The organism is Clostridium sp. TF11-13AC (genome assembly GCF_003481065.1).
Taxonomy (GTDB): Bacteria; Bacillota; Clostridia; order Lachnospirales; family Lachnospiraceae; genus Otoolea; species Otoolea fessa.
This window is the reverse complement of sequence record NZ_QUKJ01000001.1, coordinates 743,443-765,576: the sequence shown is the minus strand read 5'-3', so window position 1 is coordinate 765,576 and position 22,134 is coordinate 743,443. Positions and strand designations below refer to the sequence as shown.

Annotated in this window: 23 protein-coding genes; 20 read left to right on the top strand and 3 right to left on the bottom strand. The window is 49.5% G+C overall.

Features of this window, described 5'->3' with window-relative positions:
- The first annotated feature begins 209 nt into the window (after window positions 1–209).
- The 18 genes from alaS to DXD12_RS15205 all read left to right on the top strand — a co-directional run bounded on the left by alaS (window position 210) and on the right by DXD12_RS15205 (window position 17,437).
- The gene (alaS, locus tag DXD12_RS03475) at window positions 210–2,819 is read left to right on the top strand and encodes an alanine--tRNA ligase (RefSeq protein WP_227589512.1); all 2,610 of its coding nucleotides are present in this window, start codon (window positions 210–212) and stop codon (window positions 2,817–2,819) included.
- 137 nt (window positions 2,820–2,956) lie between these two features.
- Entirely contained in the window at window positions 2,957–3,133 is a 177-nt protein-coding gene (gene rpsU / locus DXD12_RS03470) for a 30S ribosomal protein S21 (RefSeq protein WP_003504099.1), read from the top strand.
- Window positions 3,134–3,230: 97 nt separating this feature from the next.
- Window positions 3,231–5,108 (top strand): DUF6020 family protein, encoded by a 1,878-nt coding sequence (locus DXD12_RS03465; protein ID WP_118637389.1) that lies wholly within the window; start codon window positions 3,231–3,233, stop codon window positions 5,106–5,108.
- Between the two features lie 62 nt (window positions 5,109–5,170).
- Window positions 5,171–5,443, top strand: a complete 273-nt coding sequence (locus DXD12_RS03460) for a YabP/YqfC family sporulation protein (RefSeq protein ID WP_118293687.1) — start codon at window positions 5,171–5,173, stop codon at window positions 5,441–5,443.
- A 9-nt stretch (window positions 5,444–5,452) separates the two neighbouring features.
- The gene (locus DXD12_RS03455) at window positions 5,453–6,742 is read left to right on the top strand and encodes a sporulation protein YqfD (protein ID WP_182457015.1); all 1,290 of its coding nucleotides are present in this window, start codon (window positions 5,453–5,455) and stop codon (window positions 6,740–6,742) included.
- Window positions 6,717–7,751, top strand: coding sequence for a PhoH family protein (locus tag DXD12_RS03450; protein ID WP_243017788.1), 1,035 nt, complete (start codon window positions 6,717–6,719; stop codon window positions 7,749–7,751). The genes DXD12_RS03455 and DXD12_RS03450 overlap by 26 nt, the downstream gene beginning before the upstream one ends.
- Window positions 7,748–8,245 (top strand): rRNA maturation RNase YbeY, encoded by a 498-nt coding sequence (gene ybeY, locus DXD12_RS03445; RefSeq protein WP_022359625.1) that lies wholly within the window; start codon window positions 7,748–7,750, stop codon window positions 8,243–8,245. Before DXD12_RS03450 ends, ybeY begins: the two co-directional genes overlap by 4 nt.
- An 82-nt stretch (window positions 8,246–8,327) precedes the next feature.
- Entirely contained in the window at window positions 8,328–9,452 is a 1,125-nt protein-coding gene (locus tag DXD12_RS03440; protein WP_118637385.1) for a DUF3048 domain-containing protein, read from the top strand.
- Between the two features lie 13 nt (window positions 9,453–9,465).
- Window positions 9,466–11,244, top strand: coding sequence for a polysaccharide biosynthesis protein (locus tag DXD12_RS03435; protein ID WP_118637383.1), 1,779 nt, complete (start codon window positions 9,466–9,468; stop codon window positions 11,242–11,244).
- A 75-nt stretch (window positions 11,245–11,319) separates the two neighbouring features.
- Entirely contained in the window at window positions 11,320–11,697 is a 378-nt protein-coding gene (locus DXD12_RS03430; protein WP_106999838.1) for a hypothetical protein, read from the top strand.
- Window positions 11,698–11,781: 84 nt separating this feature from the next.
- Window positions 11,782–13,026, top strand: coding sequence for an NAD(P)/FAD-dependent oxidoreductase (locus DXD12_RS03425; RefSeq protein WP_118637381.1), 1,245 nt, complete (start codon window positions 11,782–11,784; stop codon window positions 13,024–13,026).
- The gene (locus DXD12_RS03420) at window positions 13,023–14,663 is read left to right on the top strand and encodes an FAD-dependent protein (protein ID WP_118637379.1); all 1,641 of its coding nucleotides are present in this window, start codon (window positions 13,023–13,025) and stop codon (window positions 14,661–14,663) included. Before DXD12_RS03425 ends, DXD12_RS03420 begins: the two co-directional genes overlap by 4 nt.
- A 90-nt stretch (window positions 14,664–14,753) precedes the next feature.
- Window positions 14,754–14,981, top strand: a complete 228-nt coding sequence (locus tag DXD12_RS03415; RefSeq protein WP_022359502.1) for a DUF896 domain-containing protein — start codon at window positions 14,754–14,756, stop codon at window positions 14,979–14,981.
- A 16-nt stretch (window positions 14,982–14,997) separates the two neighbouring features.
- On the top strand, window positions 14,998–15,576 hold the full coding sequence (locus tag DXD12_RS03410) for a 5-formyltetrahydrofolate cyclo-ligase (protein ID WP_118637377.1): 579 nt from the start codon (window positions 14,998–15,000) through the stop codon (window positions 15,574–15,576).
- 295 nt (window positions 15,577–15,871) lie between these two features.
- Window positions 15,872–16,084: a hypothetical protein gene (locus DXD12_RS03405; protein ID WP_118637375.1), complete on the top strand. Its 213-nt coding sequence runs from the start codon at window positions 15,872–15,874 to the stop codon at window positions 16,082–16,084.
- Between the two features lie 62 nt (window positions 16,085–16,146).
- Window positions 16,147–16,686, top strand: coding sequence for a hypothetical protein (locus tag DXD12_RS03400; protein WP_118637373.1), 540 nt, complete (start codon window positions 16,147–16,149; stop codon window positions 16,684–16,686).
- 15 nt (window positions 16,687–16,701) lie between these two features.
- Window positions 16,702–17,160 (top strand): hypothetical protein, encoded by a 459-nt coding sequence (locus DXD12_RS03395; protein WP_117469491.1) that lies wholly within the window; start codon window positions 16,702–16,704, stop codon window positions 17,158–17,160.
- Between the two features lie 133 nt (window positions 17,161–17,293).
- Window positions 17,294–17,437 (top strand): hypothetical protein, encoded by a 144-nt coding sequence (locus DXD12_RS15205; protein ID WP_182457014.1) that lies wholly within the window; start codon window positions 17,294–17,296, stop codon window positions 17,435–17,437.
- A 27-nt stretch (window positions 17,438–17,464) separates the two neighbouring features.
- On the opposite strand, the gene DXD12_RS03390 is transcribed toward DXD12_RS15205, so the two are convergent.
- From DXD12_RS03390 to DXD12_RS03380, 3 genes are all read right to left on the bottom strand, one after another.
- Window positions 17,465–19,471, bottom strand: a complete 2,007-nt coding sequence (locus tag DXD12_RS03390; protein WP_182457013.1) for a recombinase family protein — start codon at window positions 19,469–19,471, stop codon at window positions 17,465–17,467.
- A gap of 185 nt (window positions 19,472–19,656) precedes the next feature.
- On the bottom strand, window positions 19,657–20,016 hold the full coding sequence (locus tag DXD12_RS03385) for an SWIM zinc finger family protein (RefSeq protein ID WP_117469493.1): 360 nt from the start codon (window positions 20,014–20,016) through the stop codon (window positions 19,657–19,659).
- Between the two features lie 257 nt (window positions 20,017–20,273).
- A complete protein-coding gene (locus DXD12_RS03380) occupies window positions 20,274–20,798 on the bottom strand; it encodes a helix-turn-helix transcriptional regulator (RefSeq protein WP_243105336.1) in 525 nt (174 codons plus the stop codon).
- Window positions 20,799–20,978: 180 nt separating this feature from the next.
- On the opposite strand from DXD12_RS03380, the gene DXD12_RS03375 reads away from it, so the two are divergent.
- Window positions 20,979–21,173 (top strand): hypothetical protein, encoded by a 195-nt coding sequence (locus tag DXD12_RS03375; RefSeq protein WP_118563254.1) that lies wholly within the window; start codon window positions 20,979–20,981, stop codon window positions 21,171–21,173.
- Window positions 21,174–21,381: 208 nt separating this feature from the next.
- A complete protein-coding gene (locus tag DXD12_RS03370) occupies window positions 21,382–22,131 on the top strand; it encodes a hypothetical protein (protein ID WP_147354005.1) in 750 nt (249 codons plus the stop codon).
- Window positions 22,132–22,134: the final 3 nt, after the last annotated feature.

Sequence of the window (22,134 nt, the reverse complement as noted above, 5' to 3'; positions counted from 1 at the left end):
ACCCATATAAAAAAATTAGTAGCATCAAGAACGCTCGTTCTTTATACTACTAATTATAAAACTTACAGCACACTTTTTGTACCGATAAACCTCTTGCGAAATGTAAATTCCTATGATAGGATATAAAGAATGAGGAAAATTTTACTTAAATAGAAGTAACTATAGGAGGAAGCAACGTGAAAAAATACGGTGTGAACGAACTTAGAAAGATGTTCTTAGACTTTTTTGAGAGCAAGGGACATCTGGCAATGAAGAGTTTCTCTCTGGTTCCGCATAATGATAACAGCCTTCTGCTTATCAACTCTGGTATGGCTCCGTTAAAGCCATATTTTACGGGTCAGGAGATTCCGCCGAGAACAAGAGTATGTACCTGTCAGAAATGTATTCGTACCGGCGATATCGAGAATATCGGTAAGACTGCCCGTCATGGTACCTTTTTTGAGATGCTTGGCAACTTCTCCTTCGGTGATTATTTCAAAGAGGAAGCGATTCACTGGTCCTGGGAATTTTTAACCGAGGTTGTCGGACTTGATCCGGATCGCCTCTATCCGTCTGTGTTCGAGAGCGATGACGAGGCATTTGATATCTGGAACAAAGAGATGGGTATTCCGGCAGAGCGTATTTTCCGCTTTGGCAGAGAGGATAACTTCTGGGAGCATGGCGCTGGTCCGTGCGGTCCGTGTTCTGAGATTTACTATGACCGCGGTGAGAAATACGGCTGCGGCAAACCGGGATGTACGGTAGGCTGTGAGTGTGACCGTTACATGGAGGTATGGAACAATGTATTCTCCCAGTTTAACAACGACGGTCACGGCAACTACACCGAGCTGGAGCACAAGAACATTGATACCGGAATGGGTCTGGAGCGTCTGGCAGTGATCGTACAGGATGTAGATTCCCTGTTTACGGTTGATACCAACAAAGCTCTGTTAGACCGTGTCTGCGAGCTGGCACATACCGAATATCAGAAAGATCATGAGACCGATATTTCTCTGCGTATTGTAGCGGATCATATCAAGTCCTGCACCTTCATGATTTCCGATGGCATTATGCCATCCAACGAGGGACGCGGATATGTTCTGCGCCGCCTTCTGCGCCGTGCAGCACGCCATGGCAAAAAACTTGGCATCGAGGGTGAGTTCTTAGCAGCTCTGTCCCGCACCGTTATCGACCTTTCCAAGGATGGTTATCCGGAACTGGAAGAGAAGAGCGCGATGATTTTCAAGGTTCTTTCGGAGGAAGAGGATAAGTTCAACAGGACCATTGATCAGGGTCTTGCGATCCTTGCTGATATGGAAGAAGATATGAACAAGAAGGGCGAAAAAGTGCTGTCCGGCGACAACGCATTCAAGCTCTACGATACCTATGGATTCCCGATCGACTTAACCCGTGAGATTCTCGAGGAGAAGAGCCTCGGTATCGATGAGGACGGCTTCAACGCAGCGATGAAACGCCAGAAAGAACAGGCGAGAGCGGCGAGAAAGACGACTAACTATATGGGCGCGGATGTTACGGTATACCAGTCCATCGATCCGGCTATTACAACTGAGTTTATCGGCTATGATCGTCTGACAGCGGAATCCGAGATTTCCGTTCTGACGACCGAGGATGAGATTGTAGAGGCACTGACTGACGGTCAGACTGGTACAATTATTACCAAGGAAACCCCGTTCTACGGAACCATGGGTGGCCAGGAGGGTGACTTCGGTCAGATTACCGCTCCGGACGGCTCTGTGTTTGAAGTAAAAGATACCATTCATTTACAGGGTGGCAAGATCGGTCATGTCGGTGTTGTAGTAAAGGGTATGTTCGAGGTGGGAGAAAAAGTAACCATGTCGGTTGACAAGGAAAACCGTGAACTGACTTCCCGCAACCATTCCGCAACCCATCTGCTTCATAAAGCGCTGCGTACCGTACTTGGTAGCCATGTAGAGCAGGCTGGTTCCCTGGTAACCCGTGACCGTCTGCGTTTCGACTTTACTCATTTCTCTGCGATGACTCCAGAGGAGATAGAGAAGGTTGAAAAGATTGTAAATGATGAGATTGCAGCATCCCTGCCGGTTGTAACCGATGTTATGTCCTTGGATGAGGCAAAGAAGACGGGCGCGATGGCACTGTTTGGCGAGAAGTACGGCGAGAAAGTCCGTGTTGTCAAGATGGGAGATTTCTCCACCGAGCTTTGCGGCGGTACACACGTATCCAACACAGGCACAATTGCATCCTTCAAGATTCTCTCTGAGGCTGGTATTGCAGCAGGCGTCCGCCGTATCGAGGCGCTGACCTCCACCGGTTTGATGAACCACTACAAAGAGGTAGAGAATGAGCTGCATGAGGCGGCGAAACTGGCAAAGACCACTCCGGCGGCACTGAGCAGCAAGATTGAGTCCATGTTAGAGGAGATCAAGACTCTGCACGCAGAGAACGAGAAGTTAAAAAGTAAGCTGGCGAACGACTCTCTGGGCGATGTTATGAACCAGGTACAGGATGTAAACGGCGTGAAGCTGCTGGCAGTTGAGGTTAAGGATGTAGACATGAACGGTCTGCGTAATCTGGGCGATCAGCTGAAAGAGAAGCTGGGCGACGGCGTTGTTCTGATTGCATCTACTCTGGATGGCAAGGTAAGCCTGATGGCTTCTGTAACTGACGGTGCGATGAAGAAGGGTGCACATGCTGGAAACTTAATCAAAGCAATCGCAGGTCTTGTCGGCGGCGGCGGCGGTGGCCGTCCGAACATGGCACAGGCTGGCGGAAAGAATCCGTCTGGTATTGCAGCAGCCCTTGAAAAAGCGGCAGAAGTAGTAGCAGAGCAAGTAAAATAAAAAAATCATAAAAAAATGTAAAATGTTGTTGACGTATCATTTTTTTATGATATAATCTTTTTAGTGCTAAAAAAATACCCATACAGTTGTATTAATATGCACTTATTACACAACTGGAGGGAGGTTAGGTGTGAGCTATGTCAAATGTAATCGTTAAAGATAACGAGAGTCTGGACAGCGCTTTACGCAGATTCAAAAGAAACTGTGCTAAGGCTGGTATCCAGCAGGAGATTCGGAAAAGAGAGCATTACGAGAAACCGAGCGTTCGTCGTAAAAAGAAATCCGAAGCTGCTAGAAAACGCAAATACAATTAAGTAACGCAAAAGTCCTGGTTTTCATATGAACCAGGACTTTTTTGTGCAATAGGAGAAAGAGAAGAAATGCGATGCGGCGGATGATGGAGTGAGGGGCATGAGAGAGAAGCAGGAAAATGAGAGACGGGGAAAGGGATTGAAACAATATATTGCGGATCGGCGCCTGGCAGCAGTCAGCCTTGTGCTGGGTGTTTTGATGGGGCTGATGATTCTTCTGGGAATCCGTTACAGCCGCAATGAGCTGATTTACCGGACGGCGGGTCAGTTTTTGGGACAGTTGGCGGGCTGGGTGGTGTGTATGACGGTGATGGTCTGGGCGATTTGTGTGGGACTGGATGCTTTGGGGCGTGGCTGGTTTAAGATACGGGATTTTCAGTTCGGAAAATTCCTGCCTGTGAACAGTTACCAGAAACGGACGCAAGCACGGAGGGGGAAAGACTGCGAAGACCAGGGAAGCAGCCGCGATGTGGAAAGCCAGGGATGGGAATCGAAACAGCGCGCAGCGAAAAATTTGGATTTGGGGACATGGCTGAAATGGATGTTTCTCTCCTGGTGCGTCTATCTTCCAGTTTTTCTGGCAGTTTATCCGGGCATTTATTCTTACGATGCGTCCGCGCAGCTTCTTCAGTTTTATGGAAAACTGCCGCTGACAACCCACCATCCATTAATTCACACGCTATATCTGGGACTCTGCATGAAGATTGCGGGGCGTCTGTTCCATACCTATCAGGCGGGGATGGCGCTGTATGCGCTGTCGCAGTCGTTTTTTATGAGTGCGGTCTTTTCACTGTGTCTGTGCCGGATGAAAGCGCGGCGGGCACCGCGATGGCTCTGCGTTGCTTCGTGGATGTTCTGGATTCTGAATCCGTATCTGACGGTCTTTTCCTTTGTCACGACGAAAGATGTGCTCTTTGGCGCATTTTTCTTGCTGTCATTTGATACAGCGTGTTGTCTAGTTGAGGATCCGGAGCATTTTTGGCGGGGAATGTGCCAGAAGAAAGAAGATTTGGATAAAGAAAGAGAGCTGGATAAAGAGAAAAATCTGAACGAAACAGGTTCTCAGAAAAAAGTGGGAAAGACGGGGGATTGGCTACTCTTTTTTGTGAGTGTGCTTTTTATGTGCCTGTTCCGGAATCAGGGAATCTATGTCTTCCTGTTTTTTGTCTTGGCAGCCTGCCTGTTTCTACGAAAAAAAGTGTATTGCAAAAACAGGTTTATTATGGCATCTCTGCTGGTGGCAGCTTTATGGTATGTTTTATCCGCTCCGATTCCAACGGCGTTCGGCGTGGGAAAGGGCGATGCGAGGGAGATGCTGTGCGTGCCGATGCAGCAGCTGGCGCGCATGTATCATGAAGTTCCGGAGAAATTGACGCCGGAGGAAAAGGAATATATCGAGACGCTGATTGACCCGCAGGCGCTCAGTGAGTATGTCCGTGTCAATGCGGATCCAGTGAAAAATGGATTCCATACAGAAGTGATGCAGGCAGATATAGGACGCTTCGTTCGTACCTGGGCGGAAATCGGGAAGCGCCATCCGGGTATTTATCTGGATTCATTTCTGATGGGGAACTGGGGGTACTGGTATATGGGAGACAGCCAGTACTGGATCAGCTATATTTTATACGATGGGGCATACCTGGAAGGTAATTTAAATATCCTGCATATCACGCGTAACAGCCATTTTCAGGCGCTTTCGGACTGGTTGAGGGAGGCAACGCTGACACCGGCATTCCAGTCGGTTCCGGTGCTGTCGGTGCTTCTCAATCAGGCATTTCCGTTCTGGCTGATGCTGTTTGCGGCAGGATTTGCAGTCTGGAAGCACCGGGCGTATGAGATCATTCCGCTGATGCTTCTGCTCGGCTGCTGGGGAACACTTCTGCTGGGACCGGTGGTTTCCCTGCGGTATGCATTGCCGTTGATTTACTGTGTGCCGCGGATGCTGGAAATGATAGTGGGGTTGACGGGAAAACGGTAAACGGCATAGTTTCTGCTTTCCTACATATATTAGATAATAACAATGAAATAGGCGGTAGGCGCTTGTTTGGCAGACAGAAAAAAGCGATCGTTTCGGCGCTCCATCTGCCGGAGGACGTCGTTCTCGGAGAGATGCTTCTGTATTTTACCGGCAGTCGGGCGGCTGTGGTGGAAAATTACAGGAGCATTCTCTTTTTTTCCGACGAAATGCTGCGGCTGACGGGAAAGAACACCCGGCTTACTATCAAGGGGAAGGGGCTTTCGATTGAGTATTATGACCGCGATAATCTGCGGGTCACGGGGCAGATTGTGTCTGTCGAATTTGGGGTGCTGTGAGGAATGAGTATGGCGAAGGTAAGACACCTTCTACATGGGATAGTGCGGCTTAACATGCGCGGCACCTCCCCGGAGAGATTCCTGAATCTCTGTACGCTGGCAGGTTTAAATGTCTGGCAGGTAAAAAAAGAGCAGGAAAATCTGCTGTTTTATATGGAAATCCGCGATTTTAAGCGGTGTGCGCCACTGGCAAGAAAAGCGGGAGTCCGTCTGCATATCGTTGAAAAGCGTGGGCTGCCGGTGTTTCTCTGGCGGAACCGGAAACGGAAAGGGTGGGCGGTCAGCTTCGTCCTTTTTTTTCTGTTATTATTGTTTCTGGCACAATTTGTCTGGGAGATCGACTGGAGTGGAAACCGGCGTTATACCGAAAGTGAGCTGAATCATTACCTCCAGACGCTGCAGATTGAAGAGGGAATTCCCAAGAAGCGGATTTCCTGTGCGAGGCTGGAGGAAGAACTGCGGGAGTCATTTGAAGATATCACCTGGGTGTCGGTGCGCCTGCATGGGACGCGCCTTTTCATCCGCCTGCGGGAGAGCGAGGTTCCGGTCCGTCAGGAAGTGGAGTCCGGCGAGGCGTGCGATCTGGCGGCGGCATCCGACGCGCGGATCACGTCGGTAGTCGTCCGGAGCGGAATCCCGCTTGTGCAGGCGGGAGATACGGTGGAAAAGGGGCAGCTTCTGGTGTCGGGAACGGTGCCGATCACAGATGATGGAGGCGAAGAAATTTCCTCTTACCGGGTGCGGGCGGATGCGGATATATATGGGATCCGGGAGCGGGTCGGGAGAAAGGAGCTTCCGCTCTGGAGGGAAATGCGGACGGAAACGGGAAAGAAACGATACGGAATTGCTTTGGAAGCAGGAACACACACATTTTACTGGAAAATTCCAGAATTTTATGATATGATAGAACATACATTCGATATGGCGGAGCAGTGGGGCTTTTTCAGACGAAGCAGGCGGATGAAACTTGCCTGGACGATCCGGACGGAGTACCGGAAATTGCGGCTCCCGCTTGATTTTTATCTGCCGCTTTCTGTCGGGTGGAGTGAGTACCGGGAGACGTCTGTCTGCGAAAAAAGGTATACAGAACCAGAGCTTGCGGCGCTGTCAGCGGCATTTCAAAAGGAGACGGAAGAAAAATTGATCGAAAAAGGTGTACATATTATGGCAAGTGATGGTAGAATACTAATAAATGGCGGAGTCTGCCATTTTGAGGTACGGCTTCAGACGGAGGAGCCGATTCAAGTTGTGACACAAGGAGAACAGCAAAGGAATGAGCATAATAGAGACAATGATTGATATTCCGATGGAACATGAGCGGAATGTATGCGGACAGTTTGACGCGTATCTGAAAAAGATTGAGCGGACGCTGCACGTGACGATGATCACACGCGACGGCGCGCTGAAAATCATCGGTCCGGAGCAGACGATCCGGCAGGCGAAGAGTGTGTTCAACAATCTGTTAGAGCTTTCCAAGCGCGGCAATACCGTTACCGAGCAGAATGTTGATTACGCCCTGTCGCTGTCCTTCACGGAGAAGGATGATCAGATTCTCGAGATCGATAAGGATATCATCTGCCGGACGATCACGGGCAAGCCGGTCAAACCGAAGACGATGGGACAGAAACAGTACGTGGACCTGATCCGCAAGAAGATGATTGTATTTGGCATCGGTCCGGCGGGTACCGGAAAAACGTATCTGGCGATGTCGATGGCGATACAGGCATTTAAGAGTGGCGAGGTAAGCCGGATCATCCTGACGCGTCCGGCGATCGAGGCGGGGGAGAAACTGGGTTTTCTGCCGGGCGATCTGCAGAGCAAGATCGATCCGTACCTGCGTCCGCTTTACGATGCGCTGTATCAGATTATGGGGGCAGAAAGTTACCTGCATAATTCTGAGAAGGGCTTGATTGAGGTGGCGCCGCTTGCGTACATGCGTGGTCGTACCCTGGATAATGCGTTCATCATTCTCGATGAGGCGCAGAATACGACCCCGGCACAGATGAAGATGTTCCTGACACGTATCGGCTTTGGTTCTAAGGTAATCGTGACGGGCGACCAGTCGCAAAAGGATCTGCCTGCCGGAGCTGCGTCCGGACTGGATACGGCGATTCATGTACTCAAGAAAATTGACGATATTGGTTTCTGCTATCTGACCAGCAGCGACGTAGTCCGCCATCCGCTGGTACAGAAGATCGTAGAGGCATACGATGCGTATGAGAAAAAAGATGCGGATGCGTCCCGCGGTTTCCGGAGAAATAGTTCCGGGACGCGTGACCGGAAAGATGGAGGAAGAAAGAACAGATGACAATCCAGATCGAATATGAAGCAGAGCGGGAGTGGGAGATAGATTACCGTCCGATCATCGAGGAGATCGTGGTTGCGGCGCTCGATTATGAAAAATGCCCGTATGAGGCGGAGGTCAATGTAGTCCTGACAAATGATGAGGAGATTCATCGTATTAATAAGGAATTCCGAGGAATCGACCGGGCAACCGACGTCCTCTCTTTTCCGATGGGGGATTATGATGTGCCGTCCGATTTTGAACGGTTGGAAGAGCAGTCAGAGGACTATTTTAACCCGGAGACGGGCGAACTTCTTCTGGGCGATATCGTGATCTCGATCGATAAGGTAGACGAGCAGGCGGAGAAATACGGTCATTCTAAGGAGCGCGAGCTGGCGTTCCTGGTGGCACACAGTATGCTGCACCTGTGCGGTTACGATCATATGGAAGATGACGAACGCCTTGTGATGGAGAAAAAACAGGAGGAAATCCTGGCTGGCAAAGGGTATACGCGCTAAAAGCAGGGAAAAGAACCGGAGGGAAAGGGGAGAGCCCATCTGGGAAATGAGGCATATGGGGATGTGATGGGGGAAGTACGGAATGAAAAAAAGCAGTTGGAAAATAAGGGCACTGGCACTGACTCTGATGGCAGTCTGCTGGCTGTCAGGCTGTTCGGCTCACAAAGAAATATCGGTAACGGCAGCAGAGACACAGGAGGAGACACGTGAGCTGTCCTTAAATACAGAGACGGAGGCCGAAACGCAGCCGGAAGCAGAGCCGGAGGGACGTTACGAAAAAGACGGGAAGATACAGAGTTATCTGACCGGGGAATGGACGGATGTCGCAAAGGCGAACCGCCGTCCGCTCGCAATCATGATGAGCAATGACAAGGCGGCGCTTCCGCAGTATGGCATCAACCATGCCGGAGTGGTCTATGAGGCACCGGTGGAAGGCAGCATGAACCGCTATATGGCACTGATAGAGGACTATGACGATCTGGACCGGATCGGTTCCGTCCGGAGCTGCCGCCCATACTATACTTTTTTTGCAAGGGAATTTGAGGCGGTCTATGCACATTATGGGCAGAATACGTTTGCACTTCCGTATCTGGAGCAGATGGAACATTTAGACGGAATCAAAGGTAATGGGGTATCTGCGTATTTCCGGACCAAGGATCGGAAGACCCCGCACAATGCCTATGCATCGGGACCAAAGCTGCGCCAGGCGATCGAGGCGAGCGGTTATGCGGATGCGTATCCGGAGAGCTATGAGGGGCATTATACTTTTGCGCCGGAGAGTGCGCCGGTGTGCTTTGAGGATGGTATCGCAGCGGTCAAAGTAGTGCCAGGTTATCAGTTAAGCAATCCCTGGTTTGAGTATCACCCGGAGGACGGGCTGTACTACCGGTATCAGTATGGCGGTCCGCATATGGGAGATGAAGGACAGATAGCGGTTAAAAATATTATTTTCCAATACTGTTTGTGGAAATATTATAAACCGACGGAATATCTGGATATTGATGTCCATACACCGGCGACGGGGTATTATTTTACAAATGGACACGGCATTCTGATTCGTTGGGAAAAAGACGGCGCTTACGGCGTCACAAAGTATTACGATATGGACGGTCAGGAAATCAAGCTGAATCCGGGCAAGACCTGGGTCTGCATCCTTCCGAATGACCGTATGGATAAGGCGGAATTCTATGGAGAACAGACGGAGTAGAAGAAAACCCGGAATGCGGGAAGAGACAGAAAGAGAGATAATCAGCCGGCAGCGCACGGCAGGACGTAGAGAAGAAGCAGCCGGAGGCAGCCGGGAAAGTGCGGGCAGAAGCCGTAACCGGTCAGGAAGCAGCCGGAAGCCGGAAGCGGTTCCGGTGAGGAAAGAAAATTTTGTCATTCAGGGTACGATCCTGGCAGTTGCCGGTATCATTGTGCGTCTGATCGGTATTCTGTACCGCGTTCCGATGACGAATATCATCGGCGATGAGGGCATGGGATATTATTCGACGGCATTCAACGTATATAATATCATGCTGATCCTTTCATCGTACAGTCTGCCTCTGGCGGTGTCGAAGATGGTAGCGGCCCGCCTTGCGAAAGGGCAGTACCGCAATATGAGCCGTGTTCTGCGGGCGGCGCTTGTCTATGCGACGGTCGTAGGTGGTCTGGCATGCTTTATTACCTGGAATTTTGCAGGCTTTTTTGCAACGACCTTGTTTAACACGCCGTTCTGCGTGTATGCACTCCGCACACTTGCGCCAACGATCTGGATCATGGCGTATCTGGGCGTGCTGCGCGGTTATTTCCAGGGACATGGAACGATGATTCCGACGGCGATCTCCCAGATCCTGGAGCAGGTGGTCAACGCGATTATCAGTGTGGTGGCCGCCAGCGTCCTTTTCAAGGTGGGACTGGATACAGCGAAAGTATATGGAAAAGATGGATATGCACAGGCATTTGGCGCGGCAGGCGGTACGATCGGCACAGGAAGCGGCGCGTTTGCAGCCCTGTTATTTGTGCTGGTATTGTTTTTACTCTACCGTCCGACGGCAAAACGGCGGATTGCCAAGGATCGGAGTGGTAGTGTGGATTCCTACCGTCAGATTTCGAGAATCTTCTTCTTTACCGTTATTCCGGTTATCGTAAGCTCGGGTGTTTACAATATTAACTCGGTTATTGACAACGGTATCATGGCGCACGGCATGGAGTCGCTGGGACGCGGCAAAGAGTTTTTAGCCCTCTGGGGTATCTACAACAATAAATATATGCTGCTGGTACACGTCCCGCTTGCGATGGCGAACTCACTGTCCTCGTCGCTGATTCCTTCGCTGTCCGGTGCAATAGCGCGTAAGGACCGAAAGGCGGCGATTGAGAAGACAGCCCTTGCGATCCGGTTTGCTATGCTGATTGCGATTCCGTCGGCGGTGGGGCTGACGGTACTTTCAGCGCCGGTCAATAACCTGTTATTCCGGGGCGGCAACAATGCGGAAGCGATCCGTATGATGATGATTGGCGCTTCAGCCGTTATCTTCCTGTCTCTTTCGACGGTTACCAATGCAATCTTACAGGGACTTAACCGGATGAATGTTCCGGTGCAAAACGCCCTGATTTCGTTAGCATTACACGTGATTGCGCTGTATATTATGCTGATGATCTTCAATATGGGTATCTACAGTATGGTATTTGCAAGTATTTTATTTGCGCTCTTTATGTGCATTTTAAATGCGATCGCGATCCACAACACACTCGGTTACCGCCAAGAGATGGTCAAGACCTTCCTGCTGCCGGCGATCAGCGCAGCATTTATGGGCGCGGCGGCATATGGCGTGTACCGTGGGGTTACGCTGGTGATCCACAGCAATGTGCTGGGAACGCTGCTGGCGGTGCTTGTGGCGGTCGCGGTATATGGCGTGCTTCTTATCAAGCTGCACTGTATCGAGGAAGATGAGATGTATTCGATGCCGATGGGACGGAAACTCACACGCATCTGCCGGAAGCTGCATCTGATGTAGGGTTAGAAATTTAGCTATGATTAAAATTTAGAAAAAAGTGAATAATAAGGATACACAACAGGAGGTATCCTTATTATGAGAAAATATCAGGGAATACTGTTTGCGGCGCTTTTTTGTTTTGCAATGCTTCTGCTTCTGGCGGCAGGGCTCTGGTGGTACCGTCCACGGCGGGCGGAACCGGTACCGGGGCGCGTGTATGAGTCAGAGCGGATGCCGGAGAATAATGCGGTTCTGAACCCGGAACCGGAAGTGGCGGAGAAACAATCCGGCTATTGTCTGACGGCGGAGGATGGGATGCTGCTTATCTTTGACGGAACAAGCGGCGAAGTCTGTTTCCAGACCCATATGCCGCTCTCAGAATTTTCCGTGGAAGAACAGGAAAAACTGCTGGAAGGAGTCTGGTTCGACACAATGACGGATGTGTTTCACTATCTGGAGTCTTTCAGCAGTTAGATGTGATTATAATACAGTCAAAAAACAAAGAAGAAAGTCCGCGTATGAACGGTACGAAGCAAACGGTCAGGAAGGGAAATAGGGATGAGTCAGAATAAAGTAATCATAGTGGGAGCGGGAGCAGCCGGAATGACGGCTGCCATTTTTGCTGCCAGGGAGGGCGCACAGGTGGTTCTGCTGGAACATAAAGACCGGGTCGGCAAGAAGATCCTGTCTACCGGCAATGGACGCTGTAACCTTTCAAACCGTTTGCAGGAGCCGTTCTGCTACCGCAGTGGTCAGCCGGATTTTCCATGGAAGGCGCTTGGGACGTTTACGCTTCCGATGACACTGGAATATTTTGAGGATCTCGGCGTTTTGACGCGGGAACGGGACGGATATCTGTATCCATATTCCGGGCAGGCAAGCGCTGTTTTAGATGCACTCCGTCTGGGACTTGCGCGGGAGTCGGTTCAGGTGGTGACGGAATGTGATGTTTTCTCGATCACGCTGCGCGAAGATGCAAAACGTCGGTTTGAAGTGAAAACGTCCCAGGGGAGCTTTTCAGGCGAGGCGCTGATTCTGGCGTGCGGCAGCAAGGCGGCACCGGGTACAGGTTCGGATGGAAGCGGATATAAGCTGGCGAAACGGCTGGGACACCATATCATCAAGCCGCTTCCGGCACTGGTTCAGCTTCGTTGCCCGGAAAAGTTCTTTAAACAGCTCGCCGGAGTACGCGCGGATGCCTCTGTGATACTCTACAGCGATGGCAGAAAGCTGGCGGAGGACAAGGGCGAGGTGCAGCTTACGGATTATGGTATTTCGGGGATTCCGGTTTTCCAGGTCAGCCGCTTTGCGGCGCGCTCGCTCGATGAGGGACGGGATGTACGGGCGGTACTCAATTTTTATCCGGAATGCCCGGAAACGGAGACACGTCGGATATTAAAAGAGCGGAGTGAGCGCCTGAAAGAACGGCAGGTGGAGGACTTTTTTTCCGGCTGGATACATAAAAAACTGGCAGCTCTGTTTTTAAAACAGGCAGGAATCCGGCCAGATCGGACGGTTGGCAGCCTGACAGAGGCACAGATTCAGACGCTGGGGGATCTGCTCTGCCGGTTTGAGGTCAGCGTGAACGGTACAAATTCCTTTGAACAGGCACAGATCTGCTGCGGCGGCGTCGATGTGCGCGAGGTTGACGCACAGACGATGGAATCGAAGAAGGTAAAAGGGTTATATTTTGCCGGGGAGATTCTGGATGTCGATGGCATCTGCGGCGGTTATAATCTCCAGTGGGCGTGGAGCAGCGGTGCAGCAGCTGGAAAATGTGCTGGAAGGGAGTCAGATAAATGATACGAGTAAATCAGGTAAAACTGCCGATCAGCCACAGTGAGGCGGATCTTCGCAAGAAAACTGCCAAAATGATGGGAGTATCGGCAGATCAGATACAGTCGGTGGAGCTGGTGCGCCAGTCTCTGGATGCGCGCAAAAAGCCAGATCTGTACTATTTATATGCATTAGATGTTGCGGTGGCAGGGAAAGAGGCGGCGATTGTCAAACGTGCGCGCAGTGTAAATGTGCAGATCCGAAAGGAAGAGGCGTACCGCCTGCCCGATCCGGGAATAGAGCCGCTTCGGGAACGACCGGTAATCGTGGGCTTTGGTCCGGCAGGTATGTTTTGTGGTCTGATGTTGGCGCGTGCCGGATATCGCCCGCTTATTCTGGAACGGGGGCTGGATGCGGACAGCCGTGCAAAGGCGGTTGCACGCTATTGGACAGATGGAACGCTGGATCCGGAGTGCAATGTGCAGTTCGGCGAGGGCGGTGCCGGTACGTTTTCAGATGGAAAGCTGAATACGCTGGTCAAGGATCCGTCTGGGCGGAATAAGGAAGTGCTGAAAATCTTGGCGCAGGCGGGCGCGGATCCGGCGATTACCTATGTGAACAAGCCGCACGTTGGAACGGATGTTCTGCGGACGGTGGTAAAGAATATTCGAAGTGAGATAGAGAGTCTGGGCGGTGAGGTACGGTTTGGCTGCCGTCTGGAGGACTTTGAGACACAGAATGGTCATTTGTGTTCCATCCGCGTCAGTGCCCGTAAAGGCACGTCGGAGGCAGGACGGACGGTGGAGGAGATTCCGGCATCGGCACTGGTGTTGGCGATCGGGCATAGCGCCCGCGATACGTTTGCGATGCTGGCAGAGAAACCGCTCGACATGCAGGCAAAGGCATTTGCGGTGGGACTGCGGATCCAGCACCCACAGACGCAGATCAACTTAAGCCAGTACGGACGGGAAGAAGCCGGGAATCTGGGGGCTGCCAGCTATAAGCTGACGGCACAGACCTCCGGAGGCAGGGGCGTGTATTCTTTCTGTATGTGTCCGGGCGGCTTTGTTGTGGATGCATCCTCAGAGCCGGGACGGCTGGCAATCAACGGCATGAGCAACCATGATCGTGCCGGTGCAAACGCAAACAGCGCTCTGATTGTGACCGTTACACCGGAGGATTTTCCACAGCCGGGCACACTTGGCGGCGTGACGTTCCAGCGTCAGCTGGAGGAAGCGGCATACCGCTGCGGCGGCGGAAAAATCCCGGTACAGCTTTATGGAGATTTCCGGGAAAACCGGATTTCAACGGGATTTGGAGCAGTGACACCACAGTTTGAAGGGCAGTTTGCATTTGGAAATCTGCGGGAAGTGCTGCCGGAAGCGCTTTCGGCAGCGATGTTAGAGGGAATGGAACATTTTGGACATGTGATTCATGGCTTTGACCGCGAGGATGCGGTTTTTGCCGGAGTAGAGAGCCGGACCTCCTCGCCGCTGCGGATTCCGCGTGACCACGCGACGATGGAGAGCAGCACGATCGCGGGCATCTACCCATGCGGCGAAGGCGCTGGATATGCGGGCGGCATTACCTCGGCGGCGATGGATGGGATGAAGACGGCAGAGGCAATTATCGCGAAGTATGCTATCCCAAAAATTAAATTGTGAGAGAGAATGGTTCAGCGGCTTTAGGCTTTATAGTAAGGATGTCTGCCTGTAGCTGCGAAGAAACAAGCATTATAAGAGGAGAAATGATAGATGAAACAGGAAAGAATTGACCGTATTAATACGTTATATCATAAGAGCCAGGCAGTTGGATTGACCGAAGAAGAGAAAAAAGAGCAGGCAGCGCTTCGGAAGGAGTACATTGAGTCAATCCGTGGAAATATGCGAGGACAGTTAAATTCGATACTGATTAAAGAGAAAGACGGTTCTATTACGGATCTGGGTAAGAAATACGGCGGCGTTACGGATACGAAGAATTAATTGAAGGGTAGAAGAGATGGTTATTCATTCATCTGGATCGCAGATATCAAAACAGGAGGTTCGCGCATATGTCCTTCAAAAACGCGGGACTCTGCTGCCAGAAGAAAAACAACGATGGGATGAGGCATTGTTAGAACGTCTCCACCCCTTCTTTCCATCAGCCGGGACGGCAGTGTATGCCTATACGAGTGTGCGCGGTGAGGCAAGTACGGAATATTTGATTGACGAGCTGTTAAAACGCGGCTGCCGGGTGGCGCTGCCGCGGGTGTTTGGGCGTGAGATGCGTTTTTTCTATGTCACAGATCGGTGTCAGCTTGTGACAGGGGCATATGGCATCCCGGAACCGGCGGACGGATGTCAGGAGGCAGATGCGCCGAAAGCGCTGGTGATCACGCCTGGCGTAGGGTTTTCCAAGGATGGAAACCGCATCGGTTATGGGGCGGGGTATTATGACCGCTTTTTTGCGGCAGAACCGGACCATATGGCGGTGGGGATCTGCTATGGATTCCAGTTGTTTCCGGCATTTGAAACCGAAAAGCACGATAAAAAAATGGCATATATTGTGACACCGGAGCAGACAATTAAAGTTTTGTAATGTCTGGCGCACTCGCGCGAAGCAGAAACATATCGCAAGCGACCACGCTCGGCGCGAGAATTTGCCAAGGCACATTCTTTTTCAAAGCCGAAAAGGCATACAGGAACAGAGCAGCCGTGTGGTAAACTCTGTTTTTGCTTCCAGATACATGAACCGGAATATTTTGTAAGAAACTGGAAAGGATTCTGGCAGGAATGGGACTTGCGAAAATGAGCGCCATATAGTAATATTATCTAATGTATGAAATATTAGGATTATTAGGATAATGAAAGAATAGTAAGGAGCAATACAATTTATGGATTTACATACAAACGATTCGTCCGAATCCGCAGCAGGCGTGTTTGTGTCTGACAAATGTCAGATTCCGGTGGGCGGTATACCGCAGCAGGAACCGGATCGCCAGCAGTATTATATGGCACTCTGCCGCCAGAAGGTACAGGAGATTTCGGACAAACTGGGGCGTCCGCTGACCTGCTTTATCTCGACGTTCGGGTGTCCGACTGTTTAAGAAAACAAGACGTTGCAATCTATTTGAAAATGCAAGGCTTTCCAGGAAAGGAGAAAATTGAAATGAGCAAAGAAAACGGCTATGTTTTACATCTCGATGTTTCAAAATTCTTTTCGGACTGGGACGCAATATCAGAACCACGGAAAGAAAATTTTCGTCGAGCCTTGAAAGCTATGGACGAATACCGATCGACCGCGGACACACTGGAAGTATTGACTGGTTCCGATCGTCTGGTTAAGATTATCGAATCAGAATCGGGCGATTATGCAGTACGCAAAGAACGAATGGAAAAATTGATTGACGCCATAAGATCGGGCGCTGATTTTTCACGTTGCGAAACACTGGAAGCCATAACCGCGACCGCCACAACTCCGGTTAGCTTTGTTCAAGCGACGTTTGACAACTTCGCAAGATGGGAAAAGGAACAGATCGCGAAGGCGTACAAAGTTAGGCCTTCCGAAGTGAATTTGAAAAGGACTATTCCAGGAACAGCGGTTCAACGGGCAGAGATCCCGAAAATGAATCTGAAAATAGATTTCGCGGTCTATGTACGCATGGAAGACAGAACCCAGGGGACGCTTGCGGTTATAAAGGAATATTAGGGGGGCGTCAATAAAATGATTTATGTTGTAACCGATGGCGAATATTCCGATTATCACATCGAAGGCGTGTTCCTGGATAAAGAAAAAGCGTATAAATACGCCGAACTTAATGACTGTATAGTCGAAGAATACGAACCGATGGACGACGCGGAAATCATTGTCGGCCGGAAAATAACGGTCGATTACCGGACGAAAGAAAGCGGTACAATGAAAATCAGCGTCAAGAAATGCGAAATCAAGTCATATTATAACCCGTCAACACAATTTCAACGCTACCCTGACGGCGTCACGTCTCTATATATGACGCGATACATCCAGGACGATAGCCTTTCGGACGGACAGATCCGGGACAAATACGAAAAGGCCGCCCGTGATATAATGGACTATTGCAAGGAACGCCTGTCTTCCGGGTATAGCGCCCACCAGATCACGGAATTTCTGAAATCAAAATATGAACGGGGAAAGATTGAATGAACCGAAGCCGCCAGAAATGGCGGCTTTTCACTTTATAGTGTAAAAAGTAAAGAAAATGTATAATAAATACTTGACATATTACACTATAAAGTGTATAATGTAATCAGAAGTTAAGGAAAGGCGGAAATAAAAAATGACAGTAGCAGAGAAAAGAGCAAAGAAAGCATACAAGGAAGACTTAATCAAACAGGGTATTGATAAAGAGTTAGCCGAAATCATGGCGAAGACCTTCATCGAATACCAGATTGTCAGACCGGTTGTAAACGGTAACTGTTAAAAAAGAAGGGGCGAAAGCCCCTTCCTATCAATCTTTCCCGTTTGGCCCGTGTTCGCAAGCGATCAACTGTTCACCGCAGATCGGACACCGTTCAATTCCACATTTCCAATGGTGCCAGCGGCCGGCCTGGGCGGAACATTCAGGACACACAGCACCGGTGACGCCGTGGAACTTGTCGCCTGGATCCCCGACCTTGATCCGGCGGTACGGCTTGCCGGCGAAATCGAAGGTTCTTGTCCGACATCCGCACGTCGAACCGATACGGCCGCCGCACTTCTGGCAGACCGGAAGATCCGCCGGGGTTGAATATGTGAATTCATGGACAAGACCGTTCACGAACCGGATTGACCGGACACGGCCTTCCAGAATTTCGATCCGGTCGATTACCTGATCGACAAAATCCTTCAGGATTTCGTTGTCCAGGTCAAGGGCCATCTGGATATAATCAACGTGTTTCTTCGAAACGATCCTTTGAGCGACCAGGAACGCCGACGCCTTCCTGATGAATTCCAGGTCGGCCAGATCGTCCTTGTCGCCCGTGGCCTGGCTGACCTCGATCTGTTTTTCATATCCGGCGATCTTATTCACAAGATCCCTTTTCTTCTTTGCGAATTCTTCTTTCGTCATGGAATCGGGATCGTAAAGATAAAGATCCGTCAACCGGTCAATCGCGGTCTTACACTTGTCAAGTTCGCGTTTCAGAATGGAAAGTTGTTCGGCCGCCGTGTAATCGTCGTCGCCGTCTGAAAGGTTAATGTCCGGCAGATACGCACCTTTTCCGACTTCCTGGAAGGCCAGGGCGTCGAACGTCCGGCGAAGGCTTTCTTTGCTGACCTTCATATTTTCGAATTCTGGCCCTTTCAATAGTTCCTTTTCCAACTGTTCCAGGGTTTTAATGTTCTTAAAATTCTTCTGGATCCGCGCCAGGTTCGCCGCATAGTTAAAGATAAACGGGCCGATATAGCTTTCATTTACGGTCTTCGAGTTGTCACAATCCATCATTCGCGATCGCTGGGCGCAACGGTACATTGACGGCCGCCAGCCGTTCGCCCTGGCTCTATCCTTCGACGCGATCATATTCGCGCCGCACTTGCCGCACACCAGCCGGCCGGAAAAGGTGTGAACGTACTTCCTGGCCCGAAGTTCGGATGTGTCGCGGCTGGTTCCGTTTTCATCCATTATCGCGTTGCAACGGTCGAACTGTTCCTTTGTGATAATGGCCGGGTGGTTATTTTCCCGGACGATCCATTCGCTTTCCGGCTTCAATGGGCCGCGGCCTGACTCACGCAAATTATACCTATATGTCCCGATATAGAATGGGCTTCGGATAATATCACGGATCAGCTTCGAAGTCCACTGGCCGCCACGCTTCGACGCGATCTGATTGTGGTTCAGATACCGGGCGATTTTTGTCGTGGAACGAACCCGTTCGTATTCGTCGAAAATAAACTGAACGATCTTTGTTTCTTCTGGATCTGGTTCCGGGAATTTGATTTCCGGGTTCCAGCGATAGCCAACCGGCATACGCGCGCCATTCCACAAGCCCTGTTCCGCGCGATCCAGCATGATTCCGGTTACACGTTCGGAAGTCATGTTCCGTTCAAGTTCGGCGAAAATCAGAATAATTTTCAACATAGCTTCGCCGATGGCGGTCGAAGTGTCGAATTGTTCGTTCATCGAAATAAAAGTGACCTTATGGTCTTTTAATTCCTGATACATCGCCGCGAAGTCCAGAAGATTTCTGGACACGCGATCTACCTTCCAGACGATCAGGTGGGAGAATTCCCCGTCCCTGACACGCGACATCATTTCTTGAAAATGCGGCCGATCGGTATTCTTCGCCGAATATCCGTCGTCTTCGAAAATCACAAAATCTTCAATTCCTAAAAATTTACAGTATTCCTTTAATTTTTTACGCTGAAAAGGAAGACTGTCTTTATCAACCTGATACCTGGTCGAGACGCGGACATACAGAGCCGCTTTCTTTTTCGACCAGAATTTCAGGATCTTTTTCTTATTTCTGACATAAGCCATGAAAAGCCCCTTTCTCCAGGAACCGAAAAAGGGTATAAAAAAGAAAGCCGATTGCATTTTCTGGCCTTCTTTGCTATAATATAGGGTGCTTATTTCCAATATCAGAAGACCTTTTTCGGTTGCCTGGTATTAAAGCCGGTCAGTGATTGCAGTCGTTGACCGGCTGTTTTTATTTTATTATAAAACTACTGAATCAGCCCTTTAATTAAGGCCAGCTTGTAAATGTGCTTACAAGGTAAATGATCGGCCTTGAACGTGCCACACTGACACATTCCCAGACCGCACCAGACTTCTTCCTGGTCGTCCGGCGCCTTCATCCTGGCGAAACATTTCTTTTCACTTTCAAAGTGAACGGAAATATCTTCTTCTTTTGCCTGGCGAAGTTTTTCTTTCTGGCCCGGTCGCTGGTGGACTTCATCGGCCCACCGGTGAAACGGCGCTTCGTCGCGTTCCTTTCTCTTTTGGCGTTTCAAGTATATGCGGATCTTCCAGGCCCACACGGCAAGGAAGACAACCACACCGCCGACTATTACTTTCAAAATCATAATTCCCTTTCTGCTATTTATTACCAGTATCTTATATAACTCACAAAAATTATAATAAACAAGCCCGGCCTTTCTGGAAAAGGGGTGGTGCTTATGACAATTAAATACATAGATTACAACGACCGGCGTATATATGCGATCTGCTATCCGGCATTTAAGACGGTGTATTATAATTCAAATTTCACTGGAAGAACGAAAATATATTTGTTGATCTGGTAGTATAGCTTTATAAGCAGAAGGCCGGGCGCTTTTAGCGCCTAGCCCGTTTCCTTATTCCGATCTGGCTCTCTGGCCGGGAATTCCTTTTCCAGTTCTTCGGGCGTTTTTGGAGCGTTCACAAACGCCTGGATCAAAGAATCTTCTGAAAATCCAGCGGCGAAGTTTTCCGGGAGTGCCGCCGCGCTTGGATCGACATCACTTTCCAGGATGGCCTTCGAAATATCAAGGAAAAATTCAATCAATTCATTTCTTTTTTCTGGTTTCAGATTTACGAACTTTTCGATCGCTATATAAGAAGCGTTCGACAAATTATATTCGCTTGCCAACTGATCCAACACGTCGGACGGAGCCGGTTTAAACATTTCACCCTTGCCGTATCGAAGCCAGTCTTCGCTTACGTTGAATTCTCTTATCATTAGAGAAATGACGGAATCAACAGGATTGCTTCTTCCTAATTCATATTGCGCGATGGTGTTCCCTTTAACACCGATTCTTTCGCCGAATCTTTGTTGTGTCAGATCTAATTCTTTTCTTATTTTTTTTATTCTGTCACCAATATTCAACTTTTTCACCTCGCTTTCTGACCTGATTATATATCCAAAATTTTGTAAAGTCAATCTTAAAATATCATAAATACAAAAAACTTCATATATACAAAAAATAAAGGTTGACAAACTTGTATTTATGAAGTATCATGTTCATAGATACAAAAAACACAGCACACACAGAAAGGAAGTGATTTCATGGGTAAGACCAAAAAAGAGTCCTTAACTTCCGAACAGATCACAGACGCTAGACGTTTATGTGAAGTAATCAAAGGCGTTCCTGGTGGTAAACGCCCACTGTTCGAAATCGTCATGCTGGCGTATATGAACGGTATGGAAGCCGGCGCCGCTTATGCGAATGACTTAGCCAAAACTGCAATGGCGGTCAGATAAAGACCGCCAGCACTTCGACATATAGCCAGGAAGCCGACTGCAATCGGCGGCAGATGTTGGAAATAAGCGAAAGGGAAAATTGAATATGGATAACTTTAGAATCTATGACACAATGTTCCGGTTCAATAACGAAACCGAACGACCTTCTGGCGTATGGCGACGGAACCAGAAATTCGTCCACGACGCGTACTTTTGGAAAATTCTTAATATGCTGAAAGACGAAGGCTTCGACGTACATCACGACGAAAGCGTTTCAAAGATAATTCGAAGAAATTACATCGAAGGGATCAGAAGGGATTTGAAATTCAAGGCCCAGCGGTTCCCGGCCGGCTTCGAAATTGTTTTTTACCAGGACATTGTTCACGAAAACCCACACGGTGGTTTTTACGATTTTGACAAGCGGCAAAAAATGCCGTACCTGATCGGGCTTCAATATGAAAAATACATGAACCTGATTGTTAAGAAAATAAAAAGCCTTGTGGAAGTCGAAGACGGATCCAGCATAAAGACAAAGACCGCGGAAGAATGGATAAAAGCACGATACGTTGAATCGTGTCACTATCCACAAACCGACATGAATTTCGATCTTCACGCGTTGGACGGGCAAGGCCACGAAGGTCAGTACGGCCTAGATCGCGATAGAAAGGAAATTCGCAACGGCGACATTAAATACTTCCGTTACTGGCGTGACGGCCGGATATATCGCGGCCGGGTATATTACGATCTCAACATGAACTGGATTGTCATTTTGAACAAAAAGAACACACACGTTATTTCTTGCTGGGAACTGTTCGACCTTACGCCGGAAGACAATCTTCACCGAATGAAGGATCCGACACGATCAGAAGGTTATAAAAAGTATATGGCCCACCTGGAAAAACTGAAAGCTGAAAAGACAAAGGAACTTGTGATTGAGTTAAAACGCCGCGGCTATGCGGTGAAGATAGAAAGGAAATAAGCA

Excerpts from the sequence above, each read along its gene's own strand:
- alaS (WP_227589512.1), top strand. The coding sequence starts at position 210 with ATGTTCTTAGACTTTTTTGAGAGCAAGGGACATCTGGCAATGAAGAGT.
- rpsU (WP_003504099.1), top strand. The coding sequence starts at position 2,957 with ATGTCAAATGTAATCGTTAAAGATAACGAGAGTCTGGACAGCGCTTTA.
- DXD12_RS03465 (WP_118637389.1), top strand. The coding sequence starts at position 3,231 with ATGAGAGAGAAGCAGGAAAATGAGAGACGGGGAAAGGGATTGAAACAA.
- DXD12_RS03455 (WP_182457015.1), top strand. The coding sequence starts at position 5,453 with ATGGCGAAGGTAAGACACCTTCTACATGGGATAGTGCGGCTTAACATG.
- DXD12_RS03450 (WP_243017788.1), top strand. The coding sequence starts at position 6,717 with ATGAGCATAATAGAGACAATGATTGATATTCCGATGGAACATGAGCGG.
- ybeY (WP_022359625.1), top strand. The coding sequence starts at position 7,748 with ATGACAATCCAGATCGAATATGAAGCAGAGCGGGAGTGGGAGATAGAT.
- DXD12_RS03440 (WP_118637385.1), top strand. The coding sequence starts at position 8,328 with ATGAAAAAAAGCAGTTGGAAAATAAGGGCACTGGCACTGACTCTGATG.
- DXD12_RS03435 (WP_118637383.1), top strand. The coding sequence starts at position 9,466 with ATGCGGGAAGAGACAGAAAGAGAGATAATCAGCCGGCAGCGCACGGCA.
- DXD12_RS03430 (WP_106999838.1), top strand. The coding sequence starts at position 11,320 with ATGAGAAAATATCAGGGAATACTGTTTGCGGCGCTTTTTTGTTTTGCA.
- DXD12_RS03425 (WP_118637381.1), top strand. The coding sequence starts at position 11,782 with ATGAGTCAGAATAAAGTAATCATAGTGGGAGCGGGAGCAGCCGGAATG.
- DXD12_RS03420 (WP_118637379.1), top strand. The coding sequence starts at position 13,023 with ATGATACGAGTAAATCAGGTAAAACTGCCGATCAGCCACAGTGAGGCG.
- DXD12_RS03415 (WP_022359502.1), top strand. The coding sequence starts at position 14,754 with ATGAAACAGGAAAGAATTGACCGTATTAATACGTTATATCATAAGAGC.
- DXD12_RS03410 (WP_118637377.1), top strand. The coding sequence starts at position 14,998 with ATGGTTATTCATTCATCTGGATCGCAGATATCAAAACAGGAGGTTCGC.
- DXD12_RS03405 (WP_118637375.1), top strand. The coding sequence starts at position 15,872 with ATGGATTTACATACAAACGATTCGTCCGAATCCGCAGCAGGCGTGTTT.
- DXD12_RS03400 (WP_118637373.1), top strand. The coding sequence starts at position 16,147 with ATGAGCAAAGAAAACGGCTATGTTTTACATCTCGATGTTTCAAAATTC.
- DXD12_RS03395 (WP_117469491.1), top strand. The coding sequence starts at position 16,702 with ATGATTTATGTTGTAACCGATGGCGAATATTCCGATTATCACATCGAA.
- DXD12_RS15205 (WP_182457014.1), top strand. The coding sequence starts at position 17,294 with ATGACAGTAGCAGAGAAAAGAGCAAAGAAAGCATACAAGGAAGACTTA.
- DXD12_RS03390 (WP_182457013.1), bottom strand. The coding sequence starts at position 19,471 with ATGGCTTATGTCAGAAATAAGAAAAAGATCCTGAAATTCTGGTCGAAA.
- DXD12_RS03385 (WP_117469493.1), bottom strand. The coding sequence starts at position 20,016 with ATGATTTTGAAAGTAATAGTCGGCGGTGTGGTTGTCTTCCTTGCCGTG.
- DXD12_RS03375 (WP_118563254.1), top strand. The coding sequence starts at position 20,979 with ATGGGTAAGACCAAAAAAGAGTCCTTAACTTCCGAACAGATCACAGAC.
- DXD12_RS03370 (WP_147354005.1), top strand. The coding sequence starts at position 21,382 with ATGCTGAAAGACGAAGGCTTCGACGTACATCACGACGAAAGCGTTTCA.